Genomic DNA, 21,601 nt, shown 5'->3' with positions numbered 1-21,601 from the left:
TTGCTTTACGCAGTTTCAAGCCCGCGTTTTTTGATCATTGCTTCAGGTGTTGGCATTCTACCGCGGAACTTCTCATAAAGGACTTCCGGTTTTTCAGAGCCACCTTTGGAATAGATGTGGTCATGCAGTAGTTTTGCAAGCTCCGGGTTAAACGGATTGTCTGTTTCTTCAAACGCGGCAAACGCATCTGAATCCAAAACTTCTGACCACATGTAAGAATAATAGCCTGCCGCATATCCTTCACTTGAGAATACATGCAAGAAATGCGGTGCGCGATGATACATTGAAACCGCATGTGGCATTTGAAGTGTTTCCAAGAGCTCTTCCTGGAATTTTAGCGGGTCTTCAACCTCATCAGCTGTGTGGAAAGCGATATCGACGAACGAACTGGCACAATAACCAAGTGTCTCATAACCATTATTGAAAGTCTGAGACTTGATCAGTTTTTCAACGAGTTCAGCTGGGATTGCTTCGCCGGTTTTATAATGTGTGGCGTGTTTCTTTAAAATCTCTGGCACCGTTAACCAGTGTTCGTAAAGTTGCGATGGGAGTTCGACAAAATCACGCGATACAGATGTGCCCGAGACACTTGGATAGGTAACGTCAGATAAGATGCCGTGTAACGCATGACCAAACTCGTGGAACAGAGTGCGCGCATCATCGGCTGAAAGGAGCGCAGGCTCACCCTCTGCTGGTTTAGCAAAATTCATGATGTTGTAGATGAACGGCATTTTACCGTCTTTGCCATCAATTGTCTTGAGCTTGTGCTGGCCTTGATAAGCACTCATCCAAGCGCCAGAGCGTTTGGAAGGCCGGGCAAAATAGTCAGCAATAAAGATCGCCTTTGTCTTGCCGTTTGGATCAAAGACTTCAAACACCTTCGCATCTGGATGATGTGGTGTGATGTCTTCGCGCTGTTTGAAGGTGAGACCAAACAAGCGGTTTGCAACGTCAAAGCTTGCATCGATAATTTGGTCGAGCTGGAAGTATGGCTTGATTTCAGCTTCTGAGAAATTGAATTTTTTCTCACGCAATTTCTCGGAATAAAAACGCCAATCCCAAGGTTCGATGATATCGTTATGACCCATCTCCTGTGCAAGCGCGAGAAGTTCAGCTTCTTCTTCTTTGGCGCGTTCTAATGCGCGCGGCCAAACATCATGCAGCAGCTTATTCACGTTGTCCGCAGATTTTGCCATGGTGTTTTCAAGGCGTACTTCAGCAAAGTTATTATAGCCAAGCAGTTTGGCTTTCTCTTTGCGGAGCTTTAAAATGTTTTTAATGTTCTCTACGTTATCGGTCTCACCACCGCGGGAGCCACGAGAAACCCCAGCGCGATATGCTTTTTCACGCAAATCACGTCGCGTACTAAACTGCATGAATGGCGCTAAAACAGGACGTGACAGAGTGAGAAGATATCCATCATCATCCAAACCGCGCTCTTTGGCTTGCGCTTTGAGTGTGTCGAGCAAAAAGTCTGGTAAGCCGGCAATTTCTTCGTCTTTTGTGAGATGCAAAGTCCAATCATTGCTGTCAGCGAGGACGTTTTGGCCAAAATTTGTATAAAGCACTGCAAGTTCTGAGGTGATTTCCGCGAGGCGTTTTTTATCATCATCTTCTAGCTTGGCACCGTTTTTGACATAGCCACGCCAGTATTTTTCCAACACTTCAAATTCTTCGGTCGAGAGATCAAGTTCTTCGCGTTTTTGATATAGTGCATCAATTCGGGCGAAAGCTTCCGGGTTCATCGACATTTCAGAATGGTGTGCCGCAAGTTTTGGTGCGATTTCTCGTTCGATTTCTTTGATGCGATCATCGGTGTCATTGCCAGCACGTGAATAAAATAGGCTTGCAACTTTCCCAAGTCCTGAATCCATCACTTCAAACGCGACTATTGTGTTTTCATAAGTCGGTTCGTCTGGATTGTTAGCGATTTCCAAAGTCTGCTCTTTATCCCGCTTTAATGTCACATCAAATGCGGTTCTGAAATCAGCATCTTGAAGCGCCTCAAATTGCGGCAGATCGAAAGGTCCATTCCAGTTGGTTAGGTTTGAAATATCGGTTTGGGTAGAATTGTCAGACAAGATATGTTCCTATTGTGGTCAAAACGTATCTTATCCATATAGGTCTTTAAGCGCTTTTCAAAAAGATCTTTTTCGATCATTTATTTTTTATCGCTTGGTGATGCCTCAGTGATGCCTCGGTGATGTATGCGTGAGCAATCATTAGGTGGTTCTCTCTTATTCATTAAAAAACCCCACCGGTTAGTGAACCGATGGGGTAATTTAATTTGCCATTTGGCAATCCACTTTTAATAACGCAATAAAAAAGCGGGAGCAAAGCTCCCGCCTTTTCAATTTAACCAAACCTGGAAAGCAACAAAACTATCGATGCCAACGTGGGGTGTAAATACACGCCACAGTCCAGTCGGTAACTTTGACAGTTACCCGTTTGGTTGGCTTCGAGAGATAGAAAAGCTGTCATAGCTATTCCTCCATTTCTCGCGCACAGACCCTTTTTGTAGTCGATGAATGTGCGTTAGGCCAACGGTGAGGGTTTTTTATCGCATAGTCTGAGTGGTGGTCCCTCAACACGCTTCGACTATTTCTTATCATTTCTCATATGGTGCCGAGGGTGATGTTATTCAATACCTGAGAGGTTTTTTATTTGAGATCACGCGCTGCAAGTGTGCGCAAACGCAATGCATTGAGCTTAATAAAGCCAGCTGCATCTTTTTGATCATAAGCGCCGTGATCATCTTCAAATGTTACTAGCTCATCGTTGTAAAGCGATTTTGCTGATTCACGACCGATGACAATGACATTGCCTTTATAAAGTTTGAGGCGCACAACACCTTCAACATCTCTTTGTGAGTGGTCGATTGCGGCCTGAAGCATTTCGCGCTCTGGTGAGAACCAGAAACCGTTATAGATCAGCTCTGCATAGCGTGGCATCAATTCGTCTTTGAGATGCGCAGCACCACGATCAAGCGTGATGGATTCCATGGCGCGGTGTGCCGTTAGCAAGATTGTGCCACCTGGTGTTTCATAAACACCGCGAGATTTCATACCGACAAAACGGTTCTCAACAAGATCAAGACGACCTATACCATTGTCGCGACCAAGATCATTGAGCTTTTGGAACAATGTCGCTGCTGACATTTTCTCGCCATTTAATGCAACCGCATCACCTTTTGAGAACTCGATCTCGACGATCGTCGCTTCATCAGGTGCATCTTCAGGAGAAACCGTGCGCTGGTACACGTAACCTGGTGCCTCTTCAGCCGGGTCTTCAAGCACTTTACCTTCAGATGAAGAGTGCAACATGTTTGCATCCACTGAGAAAGGCGCTTCGCCGCGCTTGTCTTTTGGAATTGGAATTTGGTGTGCTTCGGCGAATTCAATTAACTCGGTGCGTGATTTGATTGTCCAGTCACGCCAAGGTGCGATCACTTTAATATCTGGGTTCAGCGCATAAGCTGCAAGTTCAAAACGAACCTGATCGTTACCTTTACCAGTTGCGCCATGCGCAATTGCATCAGCGCCTGTTTCGCGCGCAATTTCTACCAAGCGCTTTGAAATGAGCGGACGCGCGATGGAAGTACCAAGGAGATAAACACCTTCATAAACTGCGTTGGCTCGGAACATAGGAAAGACGTAATTTGAGATGAACTCTTCGCGAAGATCTTCGATATAGATGTTTTCATCTGATAGGCCCATCAGCTCTGCTTTTTTGCGAGCAGGTTCCAGCTCGTCACCTTGACCTAAATCCGCCGTGAAAGTCACAACTTCTGCGCCAAGTTCTTTTTGAAGCCATTTAAGAATGATGGAAGTGTCTAATCCGCCTGAATAGGCCAATACGACCTTTTTCACGTCTTTATTCGTCGTCATCTAATTTTATTCCTGAATAGTAATTTAAGGGTTCAGACCCTGATAATCATGGCTATACAAGAAATATTTCGTGTTGGCGACTCCCAATTATTCGATAATTGACCGATTAGGATGAAAACGTTAGGTAAGCTCATGAGCTTTATTCCAGATAGTTTAACCTTAATCGCATTTTGCACCGCTTCTATCGTTCTAGCGATCACACCAGGGCCCGATATGACCTTGATGATTTCGCGCTCCTTAAGCGACGGTGTGAAAGCTGGTTTGATGATTGTGGCTGGCACCACAACAGGTATTTTGGTCCATACCTGTTTGGTCGCATTTGGATTGTCGGCTTTGGTTGTTGCGTCTCCGACAGCATTCTGGATTTTGAAAGTCGCAGGTGCTGGTTATTTGTTGTGGCTCGCCATTCAAGCGTTGCGCGGCAGCTCAAGTTTTTCTGTTGAACGTAAGCAATCGAGTGGGAAAAGCTTATTTAAATTTTGGTTCAATGGGTTTGGGGTAAATTTGCTCAATCCAAAAATCATCATATTCTTTATGACTTTTCTGCCGCAATTTGTGCGCGCTGACGATCCAAACTTTACCGCGCGGTTATTATTTTTGGGCTTCTTGTTTGCGGTTGTGGCGCTGCCCATTGTCATTGGAACGGTGATTGCCGCGGATAGAATTTCCACATGGCTCAAAAATAATCCAAAATATTTGCGGTGGTTGGATTATGGGTTTGCTAGCGTTTTTTCCATGTTTGCTGTGCGAATTTTGTTTACGCAAGGCAAGTAGTCACGCCGAGCCTTATGCCGCTAAAGCTTGACGCATATGATCGACAATCGCATCCATGCATATGCGAATTCGGTCAATATGAGCATAGTCCTCATGCACTGTAAGCCAGAAGCTGCGCTGCACAGACACTTCATCTTTGAGCACCGGAATTAGTTCGGTATGATTGCGCGCCATGAAATCATGTACAATGCCAATCCCAGCTCCTTTTAAGATGGCATAAAGCTGTACATGGACACTCGTACTTGTTAGCTGGAGTTCAAACTCCGAACCAAAGAGTGGCATGTAATCTAATTCTTTGTCATGTAATAGTTCAGGTACGTAGCCGACACCACGATGGTTGGCTAAGTCTTCTTTGGTTGTGATAGGTGGCGCATTATCAAGATAAGATTTTGTGCCATATAAATGCAAAGTGTAATCGGTGATTTTGCGCTGTTTTGTTCGGCCAGAACGTGGAGGTGAAACGGTGATTGCGAAATCCACTTCGCGTTTTGATAACGAGAATTGCTGTGGCATTGCAATCAATTGAATTTGCAGTTTTGGATAATTTTGGCAGATAGTTTTCGCTACATCGGATAAAACGTAGGCTGCTACACCATCAGGAACGCCGATCCGTACGGTTCCAGAGAGTTTTTTGTCATAATTGACAAGTGCGGCTTCTGCTTTCAGGGTTGCTTGCTCCATTTGTTCAGCAATGGGTAGCAGCTCTAAACCCTCAGGCGTAAGAGAGTAACCTTGCGGAGAGCTATCAAATAGTTTGGATTGAAGCTCTAACTCTAAGGATTTGATGCGTCTTGATACGGTTGCGTGATCAACATTCATCGCGCGTCCCGCTCCGCTCAATTGGCCACCCCGCGCTACGGCCAAGAAAAATCTATAATCATCCCAGTTCATAAATGCCTGCCTGTAGAGTTTTTCATTCATGTATTTTTGCACAATGATAGTGAGAATTGAAGCTCTTTTCTGTCCCAAGAGAATTCGATAAGCTTCATGCCAACCAATGGAGGATTTTATGAAAACATATGGACATTATATTGGCGGCGAGAAAGTTGCTGGCAAATCCGGTCGTGAAGCTGACGTTTTTAAGCCCATGACAGGTGAAGTGCAGGCCAAAGTTGCGCTTGCTACAAAGGATGAATTAGATCAGGCTGTCGCTGTTGCAAAAGCTGCGCAGCCTGCTTGGGCCGCGGTGAACCCGCAGCGTCGCGCTCGCGTGTTGATGAAGTTTTTGGAGCTCGTGCATAAAGAATATGATGAGCTTGCGCTTTTGCTTGCGGAAGAGCACGGCAAAACAGTTCCAGATGCGAAGGGTGATATCCAGCGTGGTCTGGAAGTTGTTGAATTTTGCATCGGCATTCCGCATTTGCTGAAAAGCGAATTTACTGAAGGTGCAGGTCCTGGCATTGACTTGCATTCCGTGCGTCAGCCATTGGGTGTTGTTGCAGGTATCACGCCATTTAACTTCCCGGCGATGATCCCATTATGGAAAGCTGCGCCTGCGATTGCATGCGGTAATGCTTTTGTTTTGAAACCATCTGAGCGTGATCCGGGCGTGCCTATGCGCATTGCCGAATTATTTAAAGAAGCTGGTCTTCCAGATGGCATTTTCAACGTCGTTAATGGCGATAAAGAATCAGTGGATGCGATTTTGGATCATCCAGATATCATGGCCGTTGGCTTTGTGGGTTCAACACCAATTGCGGAATATATCTATGGTCGCGGCTGCACAAACGGAAAACGCGTTCAGTGTTTCGGTGGTGCGAAAAACCACATGATTATCATGCCGGATGCGGATCTTGATCAAGCAACTGACGCGCTAATCGGCGCTGGTTATGGTTCTGCTGGTGAACGCTGCATGGCAATTTCAGTTGCTGTTCCGGTTGGTGAAGAAACAGCCAATCGTTTGATGGACAAATTGGTGCCACGTGTTGAAGCGCTTAAGATTGGACCTTCAACAGATCCTGATGCAGATTATGGTCCAGTTGTGACATCTGAAGCACTCGCACGCATTAAGAACTACGTTGAAATTGGTATCAATGAAGGCGCGGACCTTGCTGTTGATGGCCGCGATTTCAAAATGCAGGGCTATGAAGATGGCTTCTACATGGGTGGCTGCTTGTTTGATAATGTAACCAAAGATATGCGCATCTATAAAGAAGAAATTTTTGGTCCGGTTTTGTCAGTTGTTCGTGCTCAGAATTATGAAGAAGCGCTTGGTCTTGCTAATGATCACGAATATGGTAATGGCGTTGCGATCTACACACGTGATGGCGACACAGCACGTGACTTCACTTCACGTGTACAAGTGGGCATGGTTGGCGTAAACGTTCCTATTCCTGTGCCATTGGCGTATCACACATTTGGTGGTTGGAAGCGTTCGTCATTTGGTGATTTGAACCAACATGGTCCAGACGCAATTCGTTTTTATACAAAGACAAAGACGATTACGACGCGTTGGCCTTCTGGTACGAGAGAAGGTGCAGACTTCTCCATTCCAACAATGGACTAAGAAAAAACAGGTGGCAGGCTCTTTGGTCTGCCATTTTTTTCGTCGATACCGCTCATAAATTTGGAGGAAGTTATGGCAAAAATTGGATTTGTCGGCTTGGGAAATATGGGATTTCCTATGGCAATCAACTTGAAAAATGCTGGTCATGATGTCACTGGGTTTGATGTCAGTGAAGCAGCGCGACAAGCAGCACAATCAGAAGGCATGAATAGTTCTGATAAATTGGAAAACGTTTCCGAAGGTGCGGACATCGTCATTACCATGTTGCCAAATGGTGAAATTTCCAAGACTGTTGCATCTCAGCTTTTACCATCCATGCCGGAGGGAAGCTTGCTCATTGATTGTTCGACGATTGATGTTGCTTCAGCGAAGACTGTGCATGAAATGGCGTCTAATGCTGGTAAGCTTTGTTTGGATGCACCGGTGTCAGGTGGTGTTGGTGGTGCAAGTGCTGGAACGTTGACTTTCATGGTTGGTGGTTCTGAACAAGCATTTGCAGATGGTTCAAACGTTTTAGATATTATGGGGCAAAAGGCTGTTCACTGTGGTGACGGTGGTGCGGGACAATCGGCGAAGATTTGTAACAATATGCTTCTCGCGATCTCGATGATTGGTACATGTGAAGCATTTGCAATGGCTGAGAAGCTTGGTCTTGATCAGGATAAACTCTTTGATGTTGTCTCAACATCTTCCGGGTCATGTTGGTCCGTGAACACATATTGCCCCGTTCCGAATGTCGGGCCAAAAAGTCCATCGGATAATAATTATCAGCCAGGATTTGCCGCGAGCCTGATGAATAAGGACCTTAATCTTGCGATGGAAGCTGCAAGTGATGCAAATGCGAAAACGCCACTTGGCGCACATGCCGCAGCGCTCTATAAGGCAATGGTCGAAAATGGTCATGGTGATTTGGATTTTTCTGCCATGATCAACATTCTAGACGAGATGAAATAAGTCTACATTTTTGGAGATAGATATGAGTGATACAGTTCTTTTGGAAAAACATGATCGCGTTGCAGTTTTAACGCTTAATAGACCCAAAGCGCTGAATGCACTTAATGCCGAGCTGTTATCAACGCTTGATAGTCATTTATCTCAATTGAAAGATGATCCTGATATTGGCTGCATCGTTTTAACAGGTTCAGAAAAGGCTTTTGCTGCTGGTGCTGATATTAAAGAGATGGCGGATAATTCGTATATCGATATGTTAATGCGCGATCACTTTGGCGTTCTAAAGTCTTTAAATGAATGCCGGATCCCGATCATTGCCGCTGTATCTGGTTATGCGCTTGGTGGTGGTTGTGAAGTGGCTATGATGTGCGACATGATTTTTGCATCTGATACTGCACAATTTGGTCAGCCAGAAATCAAGCTTGGTGTTATCCCTGGTATGGGTGGATCACAACGTATGACCCGTGCAATTGGAAAATCAAAAGCAATGGACATGGTTTTAACCGGCCGGATGATGGGTGCTGAAGAAGCCGAACGCTCTGGACTTGTTGCGCGAATTATTCCGGTTGATGAATTGATTGATGAAACGCTTAAGACAGCCAAACAGATTTCAAATTTCTCTCGTCCATCAATTTATGCAGCGAAGGAGTCCGTCAATCGTGCATTTGAAACGACGCTTGCCGAAGGTCTGCATTACGAACAACGTGTGTTCTATCCGTTATTTGCAACGGAAGATCAAAAAGAGGGTATGACTGCGTTCACTGAAAAGCGCAAAGCAGAGTTCAAACACAAATAGGAAACTATTTTTGAAGGTGTTTTTCAATCTGTTTGCTGATCATCACAAATTTATACATGCCTGAGTAGCAGGCGATGATAAATCCACGATAGCCATCAAGAAACCCACGTCGCCAGATGAGTGTTTTCAAAAATGTTAGAACAGGGACTGTTGCCAATTGAAACACTGTGCGCATTAATGATTGTGTTTTTCGGCGCTTGATTTCCAGCGTTGTGTAGCGGTTTAATTTTGACGTTAATTCAGAAATAGTTGTCTTATCTTGGTGAATAATGCAGCCCTCTAGCTGTTGGGTATTCGTATTTGTCAGATCAACACCTTCATGCACTTCGCCAGCATAACGTAATTCAGAAAACTTTCCAAAAAGCCTGAATTGTCGATCTGAGCCAAAGGCGTAGTTAATCTTTTTTCCTAAGAAATAATTACGTCGCTTCATTCGAAAAGCGATCGGTTCGAAGGGGTTTTGAGAAATCGCTTGTTGGAGGCTCTCCCCAAGTTTCTCATCGATACTTTCGTCAGCATCGAGGAAAAAAATCCAATCAAATTTCTCTTGCAGAGAAGCGATTGCAAAATTGCGTTGCGTAGCAAAATTATCAAACTTGTTTTCTAAAACATGAGCACCAGCATTTAATGCCTTGTCTTTGGTTTTGTCGTTGCTGATTGAATCTAGAATATAAACACTATCGAAATACAAGCGCGCATTAGCTATCGTTTTTGCAATGATTTGTTCTTCGTTATAAGTCAAGATAACGGCAACGGCTGAAGGGTTTGTCTTGTTTTGCGCTATCATCATGCTGCTCGAGTTGCGGAATTTTATATTTTTAAAATTCAAGATAGGTTGCTTACTGTTCTGCCAAGGGACAGCGCGACATCATTTAAGTCTGGAATATACTGACGTCATCCCAATTTGATAGATAAATTTATACCCAACACCTTCAAGCAAGGCCGTTGTATCATTTTCTAAAATCTGTCTTACACCATGTCCGTAAGTTTCGATTGCGATAACAGATGGAAGTTTTTCCCATTTTGCGATGCTTGATACCGCTGCATAATCCATTCCTTCGACATCAACATTTAAAAAGTCAAAATCGCCTTTATGAGCGGTTGCATATTCGTTGACGATATTTTGAAGTGAAACCGTTGGCACTTTCATTTTTGATGCAAGGTTGCGCTCTGCAATCAGCTCTTTAGATATAGAACCTTTAAGATCAATTTTATTGGAAAATGATAATTCGACTTTAGCGCCTTTCTCTGCTTCTTCGTGAGAAACGATTGCGCCCCAAATGTTTGTGTCATTGCGTCGAACTTTGTTGAATATTTTTATGCTGTTTGGGTTTGCATCAATGTTAACTCCGTTCCAACCAGTGCACCAAAGCCTTGCAGTATTGGATTGCCTGAAAGGATGGTAAGCGCCCGCATCGATGTAAAATCCATCTTTCTTGTCGATAATTTTATGTAGGATTGCGTCTTCGCCATGTTGGCTGAAGCGGATACGAATGCCGCCGTTTGGTCCTAGAGCTTTTAGCCATCGACTGATCATAAAATCATCCCAGTTGGTAAGAATATTTCGCAATTAAACACAACACAAACCCGATTGCCACAAGTTTTGCCGCGCATGCTTTATTGATACAGATATATTCGAAAATGCACTGAGATGAGAATTTGGTACCTCCCGCCGGAATCGAACCGGCACTCCGTGAGGAATTGGATTTTGAATCCAACGCGTCTACCAGTTCCGCCAGGGAGGCCCTAGGTGCGATGTACTATATGGATTTCAGATACGCAATAGGAAATAGATGAAAAATGCGCTAAATTTTCATCTTCGTTATTCACTTAGCCTTGTGGCTTGATCGCAAGCAGAATTTCTTGCGCCCATTCACCAATAATTGGGATAAAATCGATCTGCGCAAGAAAATATACCAAAACAGATACTAGAACCGTTGCCCCCAAAACGGATCCAAGTCCAAATGCTAATCCGCGAATGAATTGAAAGCCAAGCATTCTTGGTATCGAATTGTGCATTTTAATATATCGATGCTGATTAAGTTTGCTTAGTTCACGATTTAACGCAGTAATTTCGTTATGCAATTCTTCATTGGACATGTGCGCTTGCTGCGGCATTTTGGTCGGCATGTTTTAAAACCCATTGAACTCTTTATTGCAGGGATATAGGTAATTTGTAAGAAATTATCAAAGTTAATCTCATATTGAGTAGATTAACGGGCCCATTTGATTGGGTGAATTATCTATCTCAATAGGATTTGATCGGAACAAATATGTTACGTCGACTTTATGATTGGACCATGTCTCTTGCAGGCACAAAGCACGCTGAAAAAGGCCTAGCCGGTGTTTCTTTTCTTGAAAGCTCCATCTTTCCCATACCACCGGATGTGATTTTAATTCCGATGGTGGTTGCCCGGCCAGACAAGTGGGTGCGCATTGCCTTTATCTGCACTTTATTCTCAATTTTGGGAGCGTTTTTGGGCTATGCGATAGGTATGTTTTTATATGAGACAATCGGGAAATATATTTTAGAGCTTTATGGTAAGGCAGATAGTTTTGATAAAGTGTCTGAGTGGTATAATATATATGGCGGTTGGGGTGTTTTATTTGCAGCCGTTACACCGTTCCCTTATAAAGTTTTGACGATTTTCTCCGGTGCTACAGGTTTGAATTTACTAACCTTTACGATTGTCAGCATCATTGGTCGATCTGCTCGTTTCTTTCTCGTAGCATTTCTTTTAAGAAAATTTGGTGAACCGATCCGTCTGTTTATTGAAAAATATCTTGGTCTCCTTTTTGCCTTATTCCTGATATTATTGTTCGGCGGGTTTTACGCGGTTAAATTTATGTTTTAGGGGGCATTATGTCTGAGAATTCATCGCTCATTGGGGCTTTAACAACTCCCATTTTGGCAGATCATCGCAGGGTGACATTTTATGCCGCTATTTTGATGACATTGGTTGTTGGCAGCGCGCTTGCATTTGAGCATATTGGCGGTTTTATTCCCTGCGCTTTATGCCTTGAACAACGCATGCCCTATTATGTTGGCATCCCTATTACATTGCTTGCAGGTGTCACAGCGCTTTTTTCAACACCTGCTCTGATAACGCGTGGTCTCATTTTGGTTGCCGGGCTGTTAATGGTCTTTGGCGTTTATCTCGGTGCTTTTCATTCTGGTGTGGAATGGGGTTGGTGGCCTGGTCCTGAATCTTGCACAACGGTTGCGGATGGTTTGTCGGGCGATGCATCTAATTTGTTAGGTGATCTAAACGCGAAACGCCCGCCTTCTTGCGATCAGGCAGCAGGTCGTTTCTTAGGTTTGTCATTTGCCGGTTGGAACGTTGTTGCCAGCGCAATTTTAGCGTTTTTCACACTTAGATTAGCGTTCAGAACGGTTTAATTCTACGAAGCGTTAAGGCTGTAGTTCAGAATCCCAATATAAAAAGTCCATCCAGCTTTCATGAAGATAGTTGGGTGGAAAGAGCCGCCCATTTTTATGAAGATCATGCATGGTTGGTCGATAGGGTGCCTGGCGCGGGTGCATTTTAGCATCCCTTGGTAACTTGCCACCTTTTTTCAAATTACAGGGTGAACAGGCCGCAACAATATTTTCCCATTCCGTTTGCCCACCGCATCTGCGCGGGATCACGTGATCAAATGTAAGCTCATCTTTTGAATGACAATACTGGCATTCAAATTTGTCGCGAAGAAATACGTTAAAGCGGGTGAAAGCAGGATATTCTGGCGGCTTGATATAGTTTTTCAAGCAGACCACACTTGGTACTTTCATAGAAAAACTTGGCGAGGAAACCGCGTGTTCATATTCAGCAATAATGGTAACGCGATCTAGAAACACGGCTTTTACCGCATCCTGCCATGACCATAATGACAGGGGGTAGTAACTCAGAGGCCTGTAATCCGCATTCAGCACCAGTGCCGGCAGGGATTGAGGCGAAACGGCAATCGTCACACTCATCTCCTAAACTACACAACATATTGGGGTTTATACTATGCAATATGTGACGATCTTGTGAAGTGTAATAAATTATTTTCCCATGCTAAAATCAAACATGACTTTTTCGTCAAATTATAAAGGCGATATTTCTCTTTTTTTGGCCTTTGCGTAATAGCTCCATAGCAGTCGTGCTGCCACACTTTGATAGGGTGACCATCGCTTGGCAAATTCGCGAAGTTCTTTCTCTTCTGGTCTCATGCCTTTATAAAAAATATCTCCCACTGCACTTCGCAAGGCAATGTCACCAGCTGGGAAAAAATCATAATGTCCGCAACAAAACATCAGATAGACTTCAGCGCTCCAGCGACCAATCCCTTTCAAAGACATCAATTCTTTCAATGTCTTATCAGCTGGGATTTGATTAAATTGCGCAAAGTTTATTTCAAGATCATCCGATGCGCGAGCAATCGTGTGAAAGGTTTTAGCCTTTGCGCGTGAAAGGCCTAGCGCCATAAGTTCATCTTCACTATGAGATAAGATCGCTGTCTCATTCACATCGCCGAGTTCGGTTTCAATGCGCACCCAAATTGCATCTGCTGCAGCTCGCGAAATCAATTGCGATGTCACGATTTTTGCAAGACCTTCGACGCCATCTTTTGATAGTCTCAATGGCACGTGATCAACCGAATTGATGATTGGTATCAGCGCTGGGTCGAGCTCAGCCAGTTTTCCAAGGGCAATTTCGATATCTGATTCGTTTTTTATCCGCTCGATCATTTTAGAAACTTACCCATTTATTGAGAGGTGACGGAGAGAGAATCTCGTGGCATAGAGATTATATGGCTCATGCAAGTTTTAAAAGATTACGTTTTGCTCCTAGTCCAAATGGATATCTTCATCTGGGACATGCTTATTCTGCTTTGCTTAATCAAAAGATTTGCTCTGATTTTGATGCTGAATTTCTTTTGCGGATCGAAGATATAGATCAGACCCGAGCGCGAGGAGAATTCATTGATGCGATTTATGAGGACTTAGATTGGCTTGGGTTAAATTGGCCAAAACCAGTGATGTTTCAATCAAAACGGTTTGAGCATTATAAGGCCAAACTTGATTGGCTGGTCAAAGAAGAGCTTGTCTATCGTGCGTTTTTATCTCGTAAAGACATCAAAAACTACGTAGCAGAATATAATCAAAATAACGCGCATGATTGGCCAAGCGATCCAGATGGCGCGCCGCTTTACCCGCAAATGTGCAGGCAACAATCTCAGCAATTATCAGATCAGCGCGCTATGGATGGCGAGCCATTCACCTGGCGATTGGATATGCAAAAGGTTGTTACTTATGTCGATGAAAATCTGACTTGGAACGAATATGATCTAGATTTGAATAAAAGGGATATGATTGCGGATCCTTGTGCGTGGGGTGATGTGATTATGGCGCGTAAAGATATACCCACAAGCTATCATCTGTCTGTTGTACTTGATGATGCAGTTCAGGGCATTGATCTCATTGTGAGGGGAATGGATTTATATCATGCAACCTCAGTGCATCGGTTACTTCAAAAGCTGTTTGGTTTGCCGGAGCCTGGATATATTCATCACAAACTCATTTTGGATGAGGATGGCCGGAAATTATCCAAGAGCAATCAGGATACATCCATAAGGGCTCTTCGCAACAAACAAAATCAAACGCTTGCTGACGTTAAAAATCAGCTTGGATTTTAGCCACGATATTAAGGTGTGATGACTTCGCTTTTCTTTTCAACGATGAAAACATGGCCGTTTTCAGTAGTATCGAGCAAAATCAGTTTTTGGTCAAATTCATTGCAATAATGAGGGATATCAATCTCTGACATTGGGTCTGTGGTATAGACCTTAACCTGATCATCAATTTTTACATGATCACGCAAGTAACGCCTTAAACGCAGCACAGGAAGTGGGCATTTTAACCCCTTAAGATCAAGTTCTTGCATGCTTTGTTCAGTTTATTAATTGTCGCTGGAATTTCGCTTCCAAAATTTCCATCTTGGAGTTGTGCTGTTTTCTGCGCTTGTATTTGCCTCATCCGTCGCAAGAGTTGGAACTGGAACAGTGGGTTCGGCAACTGCTACAACTTGTGTTGATGGCGTGGGAACTGATGTTTGGACAGTCTCTGTGGTTTGCGTATTTGTCTTGTAAAGATTGGCTGACAGCGCATTGCTATTTTGTGTATTTGCATTTCTCTGGCGAGAGAATAGCGAGGCAACTGGTGCTAATGTTTGTTTGACATTCTCAGAACGTTGTTCGGCTAAGATAGCGCGTTCCTGGGCACGCGCTTCCGCCGCAATTTTCGCAACTTCTTGCTCTTTTTCACGTGCTGTTTCGCGTTCTAGCTTTGCAACGGCTGCATCAAATTTTTCCTGATAATCTTTTTGATAGGCTGCATAGGCCAGCTGTAACGACGCGGGTTGTGACATTTCTGGACACGCAGCTGTTGCGCGGAATTGACCACCATCTGTGGCTGTTTGGTTAAACACATAGCGTTTTTCGCAAACGTCGACTTTTGGTGGCCGCTTGGTGATTTCAAAATGATCATAACCCTCTTTGATCTGGTTCCAAAAATCAAAGCTTGCATGATCTTTATATCGTGCCATGTTTTCTGGTGTTAGGCGAAATGGAAATGCTTGCACTTGGAAGGCTTCTTGACCTCCCTTAAAGGCATCACGTGCAAAGCCAAATATTTCTAAAACCTGCTCATCGGTCATCGAGTAACAACCGGCAGAGGAACATGCGCCATGTACCATCAAGTTAGATCCTGTGCGTCCATGCGCGCGATCAAACCTGTTGGGAAATCCCATGTTAAATGACAGATAATAGCTTGAGTTCGGGTTCATCTGGTGTTTGCGGATACTGTAATATCCTTCTGGTGCCTGACGATCACCTTCTTTATATTTCGGTCCTAGCTGACCTGACCATTTGCAGATGCCATAATTGGTGACGATCTCATAACGACCATTGGGCTTTTGTTTCCAAATCTCAAGCGTGTTTTCTTCTTTAAAGATGCGCATCAAAATTGGCGAGCGCGTGGTCATGCCCTGCGCCTTCATCTTTTTAACGAGTTTATCAGGTAGCGGGTGCTCTGCCTTGTTGGTGACAGAGGTTAGAGTGTCATTGCACCCTGCAAGAGCTAAGCTTGCCGCTAATACGACCCATTTAACGTTAGAAACTGCCATTCTTGTCCGCGTCACACAATTTAAAGTTATCGAGTTGATTACTCATACCATTATTATGGTTTTTAAAACCTTACCATGTACGATTTAAAAATGCAGATAAACAGATTGTGATCAGCATTTTTAGGCACGAAAACACAGCAGATACGCGAATTGGCGTAAAAATTAGCCTAAATTACGGCCAATTGACAAAAACTTTTCGCGACGCTGGAGTTTAAGCTCCTCGCGTGACTTACCGGATAGTTCAGCCAAAGAGGATTTGATTACACCACGAACACCGTCAATCACGGTTGCTGGTTCGCGATGTGCACCACCCATTGGTTCTGAAATAATGCCATCGACGATGCCAAGTTCTTTTAAATCTTGTGCGGTGATTTTCATGTTTGTTGCAGCGTCTTTTGCGCGCGCTGCGTCACGCCACAAAATAGATGCTGCACCTTCGGGTGAAATCACACTGTAGATAGAGTGCTCGAGCATATAAACCTTGTTGCCAACTGCAATTGCGATGGCACCACCAGAACCGCCTTCACCAATCACAACTGATACAATTGGCACATTCAGCTTGAGGCACATTTCAGTTGATCGAGCGATCGCTTCAGCTTGACCGCGTTCTTCCGCACCAACACCAGGATAAGCGCCGGCCGTATCCACCAATGTGATTACAGGTAAATCAAATCGATCTGCCATTTCCATCACGCGAATAGCTTTGCGATATCCTTCCGGGCGCGCACTGCCGAAATTGTGCTTAATGCGCGATTGCGTGTCATTACCTTTTTCATGACCGATAACAGCGACCGCTTGGCCTTCAAAACGTGCAAGCCCTGATTGGATCGCTTCATCATTTGAGAATTTACGATCACCAGCAAGCGGGGTGAATTCTGTAAACAGCTTTGATGCATAATCAACAAAGTGTGGTCGTGCAGGGTGACGAGCTACTTGTGTTTTTTGCCATGGATTAAGCTTAGCGTAAATCTCACCCATAGCTTCACTGGCGCGGATTTCTAATCGCTCGATCTCGTCAGCTGTATCAACACCTTCTTCTGAACCGGAGAGGGTTTTTAATTCACGAATTTGACCTTCAAGATCAGAGATTGGTTTTTCGAAATCAAGATAATGATGCATATTAGATCAACGCCAAGCACAGTTGTTAAAAATTCAAGTCTCTATGTAAGCCCAAACAAGGCATAATCAAGGAGAAGCTGCTTCTCACATGATTTTTAGTTCTAATCAAACTTTTTGTGCACTTTGGCAAGGGGATGATGCTCATTGACGAGCTTTTTCAGCCTCTCATCCAACACATGTGTGTAAATTTGGGTAGTTGAGATATCCGAGTGGCCCAACAGTTCCTGTACTGCTCGAAGATCTGCGCCATTTGACAATAAGTGTGATGCAAATGCATGTCGCAACACATGGGGAGATACTTTCTCAGTATCGATTTGAGCCTGAGCCGCCATGGATTTTAACTCACGAGCGAAAACTTGTCGCGCTAGATAGCCAGATTTTGAATTCGCCGGAAAAAGATAAGGCGATTCAATCGGATTTTTTTGTTGCGTGTTATAAGCTTCAACGGCAGATACATATTCTGATAGGGCTGATTTTGCTGCGTCTGAAATCGGCACCAAGCGTTCTTTATTTCCCTTGCCTTTGATGATCAAAAATGGCTCGTTGCGTTTTAAAACACCAACGGGGAGGGCGACGAGTTCGCTTACGCGCATGCCTGTTGCATAGAGCAGTTCGAGCAAGGCTCGAAATCTGGTTTTGCTAATAAGGTCTCTATTATTCTTTGCAAATTTTGTAGCCGCTTCAGCAAGATCTAACAATTGGCCTACTTCATCCTCTGAAAGAGTCTTGGGAAGTTTTAGACCCAATTTCGGCGCATCGATTATGCCTGTTGGGTCGTCGTTTAGGATGCCTTCATCATGCATGAAACGGTAAAACTGCTTGATTGAGGAAAGATGACGCGATTGCGATGTTGCTGCATATCCTTGGTCGGCCATTTGTTTAAGATAGGCTTTAATGTCATCAGATGATGCATGTGTTAAGGTGGTGTTTTTAGAAGACAGGAAGTTTGAAACTTCGGTTAAGTCCCGTTGATAAGATTCAATTGTGTTGTCTGCCGCACCGCGCTCAGCAATCATCATTTCCAAAAAAGCTTCAAGATGTGCAGCGCTTAGATCTCGTTTCATTAGTCTTTATACAGCTTTTCGCTGGGAACTCGGATTGTCACTTCGCGGTCTTTTGGTTCAACAAATTCCACCAATGCGTACATTGTACCATAGCAAATTCCCACGATAACTGCGATGACGAATAGCAATCTGAAAAGTGACGGCAAGCTAAGATAATCCTGAATTGTGAGAACGTAACTGTTTTTATGGAACTTATTCGCAATCCGCAAGGTCTGAATTTGCTCGCACTTGGTTAAAATGCTGGTCTTCACCCTTGACCTGCATCGCTTGGTGCATGATAGGAGAGGGGAAAATTGGAGCATTAAAATTGGCAGCAGTTTCTGAAAGCAAGTTGAAAGAGGCAGGTGACGCCGCGCGTTTTGCGCTTGGCGATCGAAATCTTGTGCTTGTTGGACTTATGGGAGCGGGAAAATCCGTTATCGGGAAATTATTGGCGCAATATACCGGGCTTCCCTTTGTCGATACCGATGACGAAATCGTTGCTGCTGCCCAAATGCCGATTACTGAAATTTTTGCACAGTATGGTGAGCCTGAGTTTAGGGCGCTGGAGTCTCGTGTTGTAAAGCGAGTTTTGCAAGATGGTCCACAGATCGTTTCGACCGGTGGCGGTGCTTTTATGAATGATGAAACGCGGGAGAACATTTTGCAAAGCGCATTATCGCTTTGGCTCAATGCGGATTATGACGTCTTGTGGTCGCGCGTATCTAAACGATCGACCCGACCCTTATTACAGCAGCCAAATCCGCAGAAGATTTTGCGGGATTTGATGGATGAACGATATCCAATTTACGCTCTCGCGGATGTTTCGGTAAAATCTCGCAATGCGCCGAAACAAAATGTAGCTTATGATGCTGCAAGAGTGATTGAGAAAAGCGGTAATATTATCGCAGCAAAACAAAAGGTTACTTTGTAAATGTCTGATCAAAATATCAATGCAGAATGTGTCTCGGTTTCTTTGCAGGATCGTTCATATGACATTTTGATTGGCCGTGGTTTGATGAAAGATGCAGGCGCTGAAATTGCCAAGCGTCTGCCAAATGCCAAAGCAACAGTGATTACAGATGAAACGGTTGCTGAAAATTATCTGGTGCTTCTAACCGAGAGCTTGAAAAGCGTTGGCATTGAAATTGATCCGTTGGTTTTAAAGCCAGGTGAAAAAACAAAGAACTATGAAAATATGGAAACTGCGTGTGATCATATCCTCAAATGTAAGCTGGAACGCGGTGATGCGGTGATTGCGCTGGGTGGGGGTGTTATCGGCGATCTAACAGGTTTTGCAGCTGGGATCGTACGTCGCGGTATGAAATTTATTCAAGTTCCAACAAGTCTGTTGGCACAGGTAGATTCCTCCGTTGGTGGTAAGACAGGGATTAACACCTCAGCTGGCAAAAACCTTGTTGGTGTTTTCCATCAGCCGCAATTGGTGTTGGTTGATACAGATACGTTGGACACTTTATCACCACGCGAGATGCGCGCTGGTTACGCAGAAGTTGCTAAATATGGTTTGATTGATCGCCCTGATTTTTTTGAGTGGTTAGAGAAAAATTGGCAAGGTATTTTTGATGGCGGACCTGAGCGCATCGAAGCGATTGCCACAAGTTGTCGAGCGAAGGCTGAAGTGGTTGCCGCTGATGAATTTGAGCATGGTACCCGTGCTTTGTTAAATTTGGGGCATACTTTTGGTCATGCTTTAGAGGCTGCGACAAATTACGATAGCAAGCGATTGGTGCATGGTGAAGGCGTTTCAATTGGTATGGTGATGGCTCATAAGTTTTCTGCCCGGATGAACCTTTGCAGCCCGGATGATGGTGCGCGTGTTGAAAAACACCTAAAGGAAGTCGGTTTACCAATTTCAATGAATGATATTGACGGGGAGCTTCCTTCAACCGATATACTGATGGAACATATAGCTCAGGATAAGAAAGTTTCGCGTGGCGAATTGACTTTTATTCTGACAAAAGGGATTGGCCAATCCTTTGTTGCCAACAATGTGCCAGAGAATGAAGTTTGGCGCTTTATCGAAGAGACGCGAAATGCTTGATGCTTTTTTGCAATTTATCATCGAGAACTGGGTGATACTTGCAACAATTATATTTCTTATTTGTTTGTCTGGGTTTTTCTCGGGCTCTGAAACAGCTCTTACCGCTGTCTCGCGAGCACGTATGCATTCATTTGAAAATAATGGAGAGCAGAAAGCCGGTATTGTCAATAAGCTGATTGAGCGGCGTGACCGACTAATTGGCGCGTTGCTGATTGGTAACAATCTGGTCAATATTTTAGCCTCATCTCTAGCTACAAGTATGCTTTTGTCGATTTTTGGCGAATCTGGTGTTGTCTTTGCAACGTTGATTATGACGGCTGCGCTCGTGGTATTTGCAGAAGTGCTGCCAAAAAGTTGGGCGATCTCAACACCTGATAAATTTGCAATGTTTGTAGCGCCAATCATACGACCATTCGTTTTAATTGTCGGACCTTTATCAACGTTAATCAATGCGCTTGTGCGCGGTATTTTGGGCTTATTTGGCGTTAGTCTTGCTTCTGACGCTTCTATGTTATCACCGCAGGAAGAAATTCGCGGTGCCGTGGATTTGCTTCATCGGGAGGGATCTGTTGTTAAAGCTGATAGGGATCGATTAGGTGGTGTGCTTGATTTAGGCGACTTGGAAGTGTCTGATGTTATGGTGCATAGAACGTCAGTTCAAATGCTCAACGCGGATGATACAACAGCGCATAATGTGAAGACCATTTTGGAAAGCCCATATACGCGTGTTCCTCTTTGGCGAGGTGAGCCGAACAACATTATTGGTGTTATACATGCCAAGGATTTATTGCGTGCACTTGCCGCTGCAGACAATAAAGTCAGCAATATTGATATTATGAAAATTGCGCAGAAACCTTGGTTTGTACCAGATGCGACAAATCTTAAGGACCAGCTGAATGCCTTTTTGCGCCGAAAAGCACATGTTGCCATTGTTATTGATGAGTATGGGGAGTTTGAAGGGCTCGTCACGCTTGAAGATATTTTAGAGGAGATCGTTGGTGAGATTGCCGATGAACACGATCTGGATGTGCAAGGTGTAAGCCAGCAAGCTGATGGTTCTGTTATTGTCGATGGTTCGGTGCCAGTGCGAGATCTAAATCGTGCGTTTGATTGGACATTGCCTGATGAAGATGCAACAACGGTTGCGGGTCTGGTTATTCATGAAAGCCAGATTATTCCTGAGGAAAAACAAGCGTTTACCTTCCATGGAATGCGCTTCATTGTGCTGAAACGCTCAAAAAATCGGATCACTAAGTTAAGTTTGCGTCCTGCTTCTCAAACGATTGTATAGGCGATT

23 protein-coding genes and 1 tRNA gene are annotated in these 21,601 nt (G+C 44.1%); 10 read left to right on the top strand and 14 right to left on the bottom strand.

From position 1 onward, the window contains the following. Positions 1-5 precede the first annotated feature (5 nt). Positions 6-2,081, bottom strand: coding sequence for a M3 family metallopeptidase (locus tag ACZ1GZ_RS00380; RefSeq protein WP_472666451.1), 2,076 nt, complete (start codon positions 2,079-2,081; stop codon positions 6-8). Between the two features lie 579 nt (positions 2,082-2,660). Then, positions 2,661-3,887, bottom strand: a complete 1,227-nt coding sequence (locus tag ACZ1GZ_RS00375; RefSeq protein WP_472666450.1) for an argininosuccinate synthase — start codon at positions 3,885-3,887, stop codon at positions 2,661-2,663. A 132-nt stretch (positions 3,888-4,019) separates the two neighbouring features. Here ACZ1GZ_RS00375 and ACZ1GZ_RS00370 point away from each other — a divergent pair, with 132 nt between their 5' ends. Then, positions 4,020-4,661 carry a LysE family translocator gene (locus tag ACZ1GZ_RS00370; RefSeq protein WP_472666449.1) on the top strand — a complete coding sequence of 214 codons (642 nt, stop codon included), beginning with the start codon at positions 4,020-4,022 and terminating at the stop codon, positions 4,659-4,661. 12 nt (positions 4,662-4,673) lie between these two features. On the opposite strand, the gene ACZ1GZ_RS00365 is transcribed toward ACZ1GZ_RS00370, so the two are convergent. Then, the gene (locus tag ACZ1GZ_RS00365; protein WP_472666448.1) at positions 4,674-5,552 is read right to left on the bottom strand and encodes a LysR family transcriptional regulator; all 879 of its coding nucleotides are present in this window, start codon (positions 5,550-5,552) and stop codon (positions 4,674-4,676) included. A 118-nt stretch (positions 5,553-5,670) separates the two neighbouring features. On the opposite strand from ACZ1GZ_RS00365, the gene ACZ1GZ_RS00360 reads away from it, so the two are divergent. The 3 genes from ACZ1GZ_RS00360 (at position 5,671) to ACZ1GZ_RS00350 (ending at position 8,914) form a co-directional block, all read left to right on the top strand. After that, positions 5,671-7,167 (top strand): CoA-acylating methylmalonate-semialdehyde dehydrogenase, encoded by a 1,497-nt coding sequence (locus ACZ1GZ_RS00360; protein WP_472666447.1) that lies wholly within the window; start codon positions 5,671-5,673, stop codon positions 7,165-7,167. 72 nt (positions 7,168-7,239) lie between these two features. Then, positions 7,240-8,121 (top strand): 3-hydroxyisobutyrate dehydrogenase, encoded by an 882-nt coding sequence (gene mmsB / locus ACZ1GZ_RS00355; protein ID WP_472666446.1) that lies wholly within the window; start codon positions 7,240-7,242, stop codon positions 8,119-8,121. Between the two features lie 22 nt (positions 8,122-8,143). Continuing rightward, positions 8,144-8,914 (top strand): enoyl-CoA hydratase, encoded by a 771-nt coding sequence (locus tag ACZ1GZ_RS00350; protein WP_472666445.1) that lies wholly within the window; start codon positions 8,144-8,146, stop codon positions 8,912-8,914. 4 nt (positions 8,915-8,918) lie between these two features. Here ACZ1GZ_RS00350 and ACZ1GZ_RS00345 read toward each other — a convergent pair whose 3' ends face one another. From ACZ1GZ_RS00345 to ACZ1GZ_RS00330, 4 genes are all read right to left on the bottom strand, one after another. Further along, positions 8,919-9,701, bottom strand: a complete 783-nt coding sequence (locus tag ACZ1GZ_RS00345; protein WP_472666444.1) for a glycosyltransferase family 2 protein — start codon at positions 9,699-9,701, stop codon at positions 8,919-8,921. A gap of 81 nt (positions 9,702-9,782) precedes the next feature. Continuing rightward, entirely contained in the window at positions 9,783-10,451 is a 669-nt protein-coding gene (locus ACZ1GZ_RS00340; RefSeq protein ID WP_472666443.1) for an FkbM family methyltransferase, read from the bottom strand. 123 nt (positions 10,452-10,574) lie between these two features. Then, a tRNA-Leu gene (locus ACZ1GZ_RS00335) sits at positions 10,575-10,659 on the bottom strand. 85 nt (positions 10,660-10,744) lie between these two features. Further along, positions 10,745-11,044: a DUF5665 domain-containing protein gene (locus ACZ1GZ_RS00330; RefSeq protein ID WP_472666442.1), complete on the bottom strand. Its 300-nt coding sequence runs from the start codon at positions 11,042-11,044 to the stop codon at positions 10,745-10,747. A 143-nt stretch (positions 11,045-11,187) separates the two neighbouring features. Between ACZ1GZ_RS00330 and ACZ1GZ_RS00325 the strand changes: the two genes are divergently transcribed. Continuing rightward, positions 11,188-11,769: a YqaA family protein gene (locus ACZ1GZ_RS00325; protein ID WP_472666441.1), complete on the top strand. Its 582-nt coding sequence runs from the start codon at positions 11,188-11,190 to the stop codon at positions 11,767-11,769. A gap of 8 nt (positions 11,770-11,777) precedes the next feature. Further along, positions 11,778-12,314 (top strand): disulfide bond formation protein B, encoded by a 537-nt coding sequence (locus tag ACZ1GZ_RS00320; protein ID WP_472666440.1) that lies wholly within the window; start codon positions 11,778-11,780, stop codon positions 12,312-12,314. Positions 12,315-12,326: 12 nt separating this feature from the next. Here ACZ1GZ_RS00320 and ACZ1GZ_RS00315 read toward each other — a convergent pair whose 3' ends face one another. Together ACZ1GZ_RS00315 and ACZ1GZ_RS00310 are read right to left on the bottom strand one after the other, a co-directional pair. Continuing rightward, entirely contained in the window at positions 12,327-12,884 is a 558-nt protein-coding gene (locus tag ACZ1GZ_RS00315; protein ID WP_472666439.1) for an HNH endonuclease, read from the bottom strand. A gap of 117 nt (positions 12,885-13,001) precedes the next feature. Then, a complete protein-coding gene (locus tag ACZ1GZ_RS00310) occupies positions 13,002-13,646 on the bottom strand; it encodes a DNA-3-methyladenine glycosylase family protein (RefSeq protein ID WP_472666438.1) in 645 nt (214 codons plus the stop codon). A gap of 62 nt (positions 13,647-13,708) precedes the next feature. Here ACZ1GZ_RS00310 and gluQRS point away from each other — a divergent pair, with 62 nt between their 5' ends. Continuing rightward, positions 13,709-14,593: a tRNA glutamyl-Q(34) synthetase GluQRS gene (gene gluQRS / locus ACZ1GZ_RS00305; protein ID WP_472666437.1), complete on the top strand. Its 885-nt coding sequence runs from the start codon at positions 13,709-13,711 to the stop codon at positions 14,591-14,593. Between the two features lie 8 nt (positions 14,594-14,601). Here the strand turns inward: gluQRS and ACZ1GZ_RS00300 are convergent, their stop codons facing one another. The 5 genes from ACZ1GZ_RS00300 to ACZ1GZ_RS00280 form a co-directional block, all read right to left on the bottom strand. Beyond that, a complete protein-coding gene (locus tag ACZ1GZ_RS00300) occupies positions 14,602-14,841 on the bottom strand; it encodes a sulfurtransferase TusA family protein (protein WP_472666436.1) in 240 nt (79 codons plus the stop codon). A gap of 15 nt (positions 14,842-14,856) precedes the next feature. Then, entirely contained in the window at positions 14,857-16,080 is a 1,224-nt protein-coding gene (locus ACZ1GZ_RS00295; protein WP_472666435.1) for a L,D-transpeptidase family protein, read from the bottom strand. Between the two features lie 162 nt (positions 16,081-16,242). Beyond that, entirely contained in the window at positions 16,243-17,199 is a 957-nt protein-coding gene (locus ACZ1GZ_RS00290; protein ID WP_472666434.1) for an acetyl-CoA carboxylase carboxyltransferase subunit alpha, read from the bottom strand. Positions 17,200-17,300: 101 nt separating this feature from the next. Continuing rightward, the gene (gene xerD, locus ACZ1GZ_RS00285; protein ID WP_472666433.1) at positions 17,301-18,263 is read right to left on the bottom strand and encodes a site-specific tyrosine recombinase XerD; all 963 of its coding nucleotides are present in this window, start codon (positions 18,261-18,263) and stop codon (positions 17,301-17,303) included. Further along, entirely contained in the window at positions 18,263-18,409 is a 147-nt protein-coding gene (locus tag ACZ1GZ_RS00280; protein WP_472666432.1) for a histidine kinase, read from the bottom strand. The genes xerD and ACZ1GZ_RS00280 overlap by 1 nt, the downstream gene beginning before the upstream one ends. Before the next feature lie 161 nt (positions 18,410-18,570). Here ACZ1GZ_RS00280 and ACZ1GZ_RS00275 point away from each other — a divergent pair, with 161 nt between their 5' ends. The 3 genes from ACZ1GZ_RS00275 to ACZ1GZ_RS00265 are packed head-to-tail and all read left to right on the top strand — an operon-like array spanning position 18,571 to position 21,595. Then, complete coding sequence (locus tag ACZ1GZ_RS00275) at positions 18,571-19,176, top strand: shikimate kinase (protein WP_472666431.1); 606 nt, start codon at positions 18,571-18,573, stop codon at positions 19,174-19,176. Then, positions 19,177-20,304 carry a 3-dehydroquinate synthase gene (aroB, locus tag ACZ1GZ_RS00270; protein ID WP_472666430.1) on the top strand — a complete coding sequence of 376 codons (1,128 nt, stop codon included), beginning with the start codon at positions 19,177-19,179 and terminating at the stop codon, positions 20,302-20,304. Next, positions 20,297-21,595 carry an HlyC/CorC family transporter gene (locus ACZ1GZ_RS00265; RefSeq protein WP_472666429.1) on the top strand — a complete coding sequence of 433 codons (1,299 nt, stop codon included), beginning with the start codon at positions 20,297-20,299 and terminating at the stop codon, positions 21,593-21,595. Before aroB ends, ACZ1GZ_RS00265 begins: the two co-directional genes overlap by 8 nt. Positions 21,596-21,601 lie beyond the last annotated feature (6 nt).

Source organism: Lentilitoribacter sp. JB5-8 (assembly GCF_055693385.1).
This window is presented reverse-complemented; position numbering and strand designations above follow the sequence as displayed.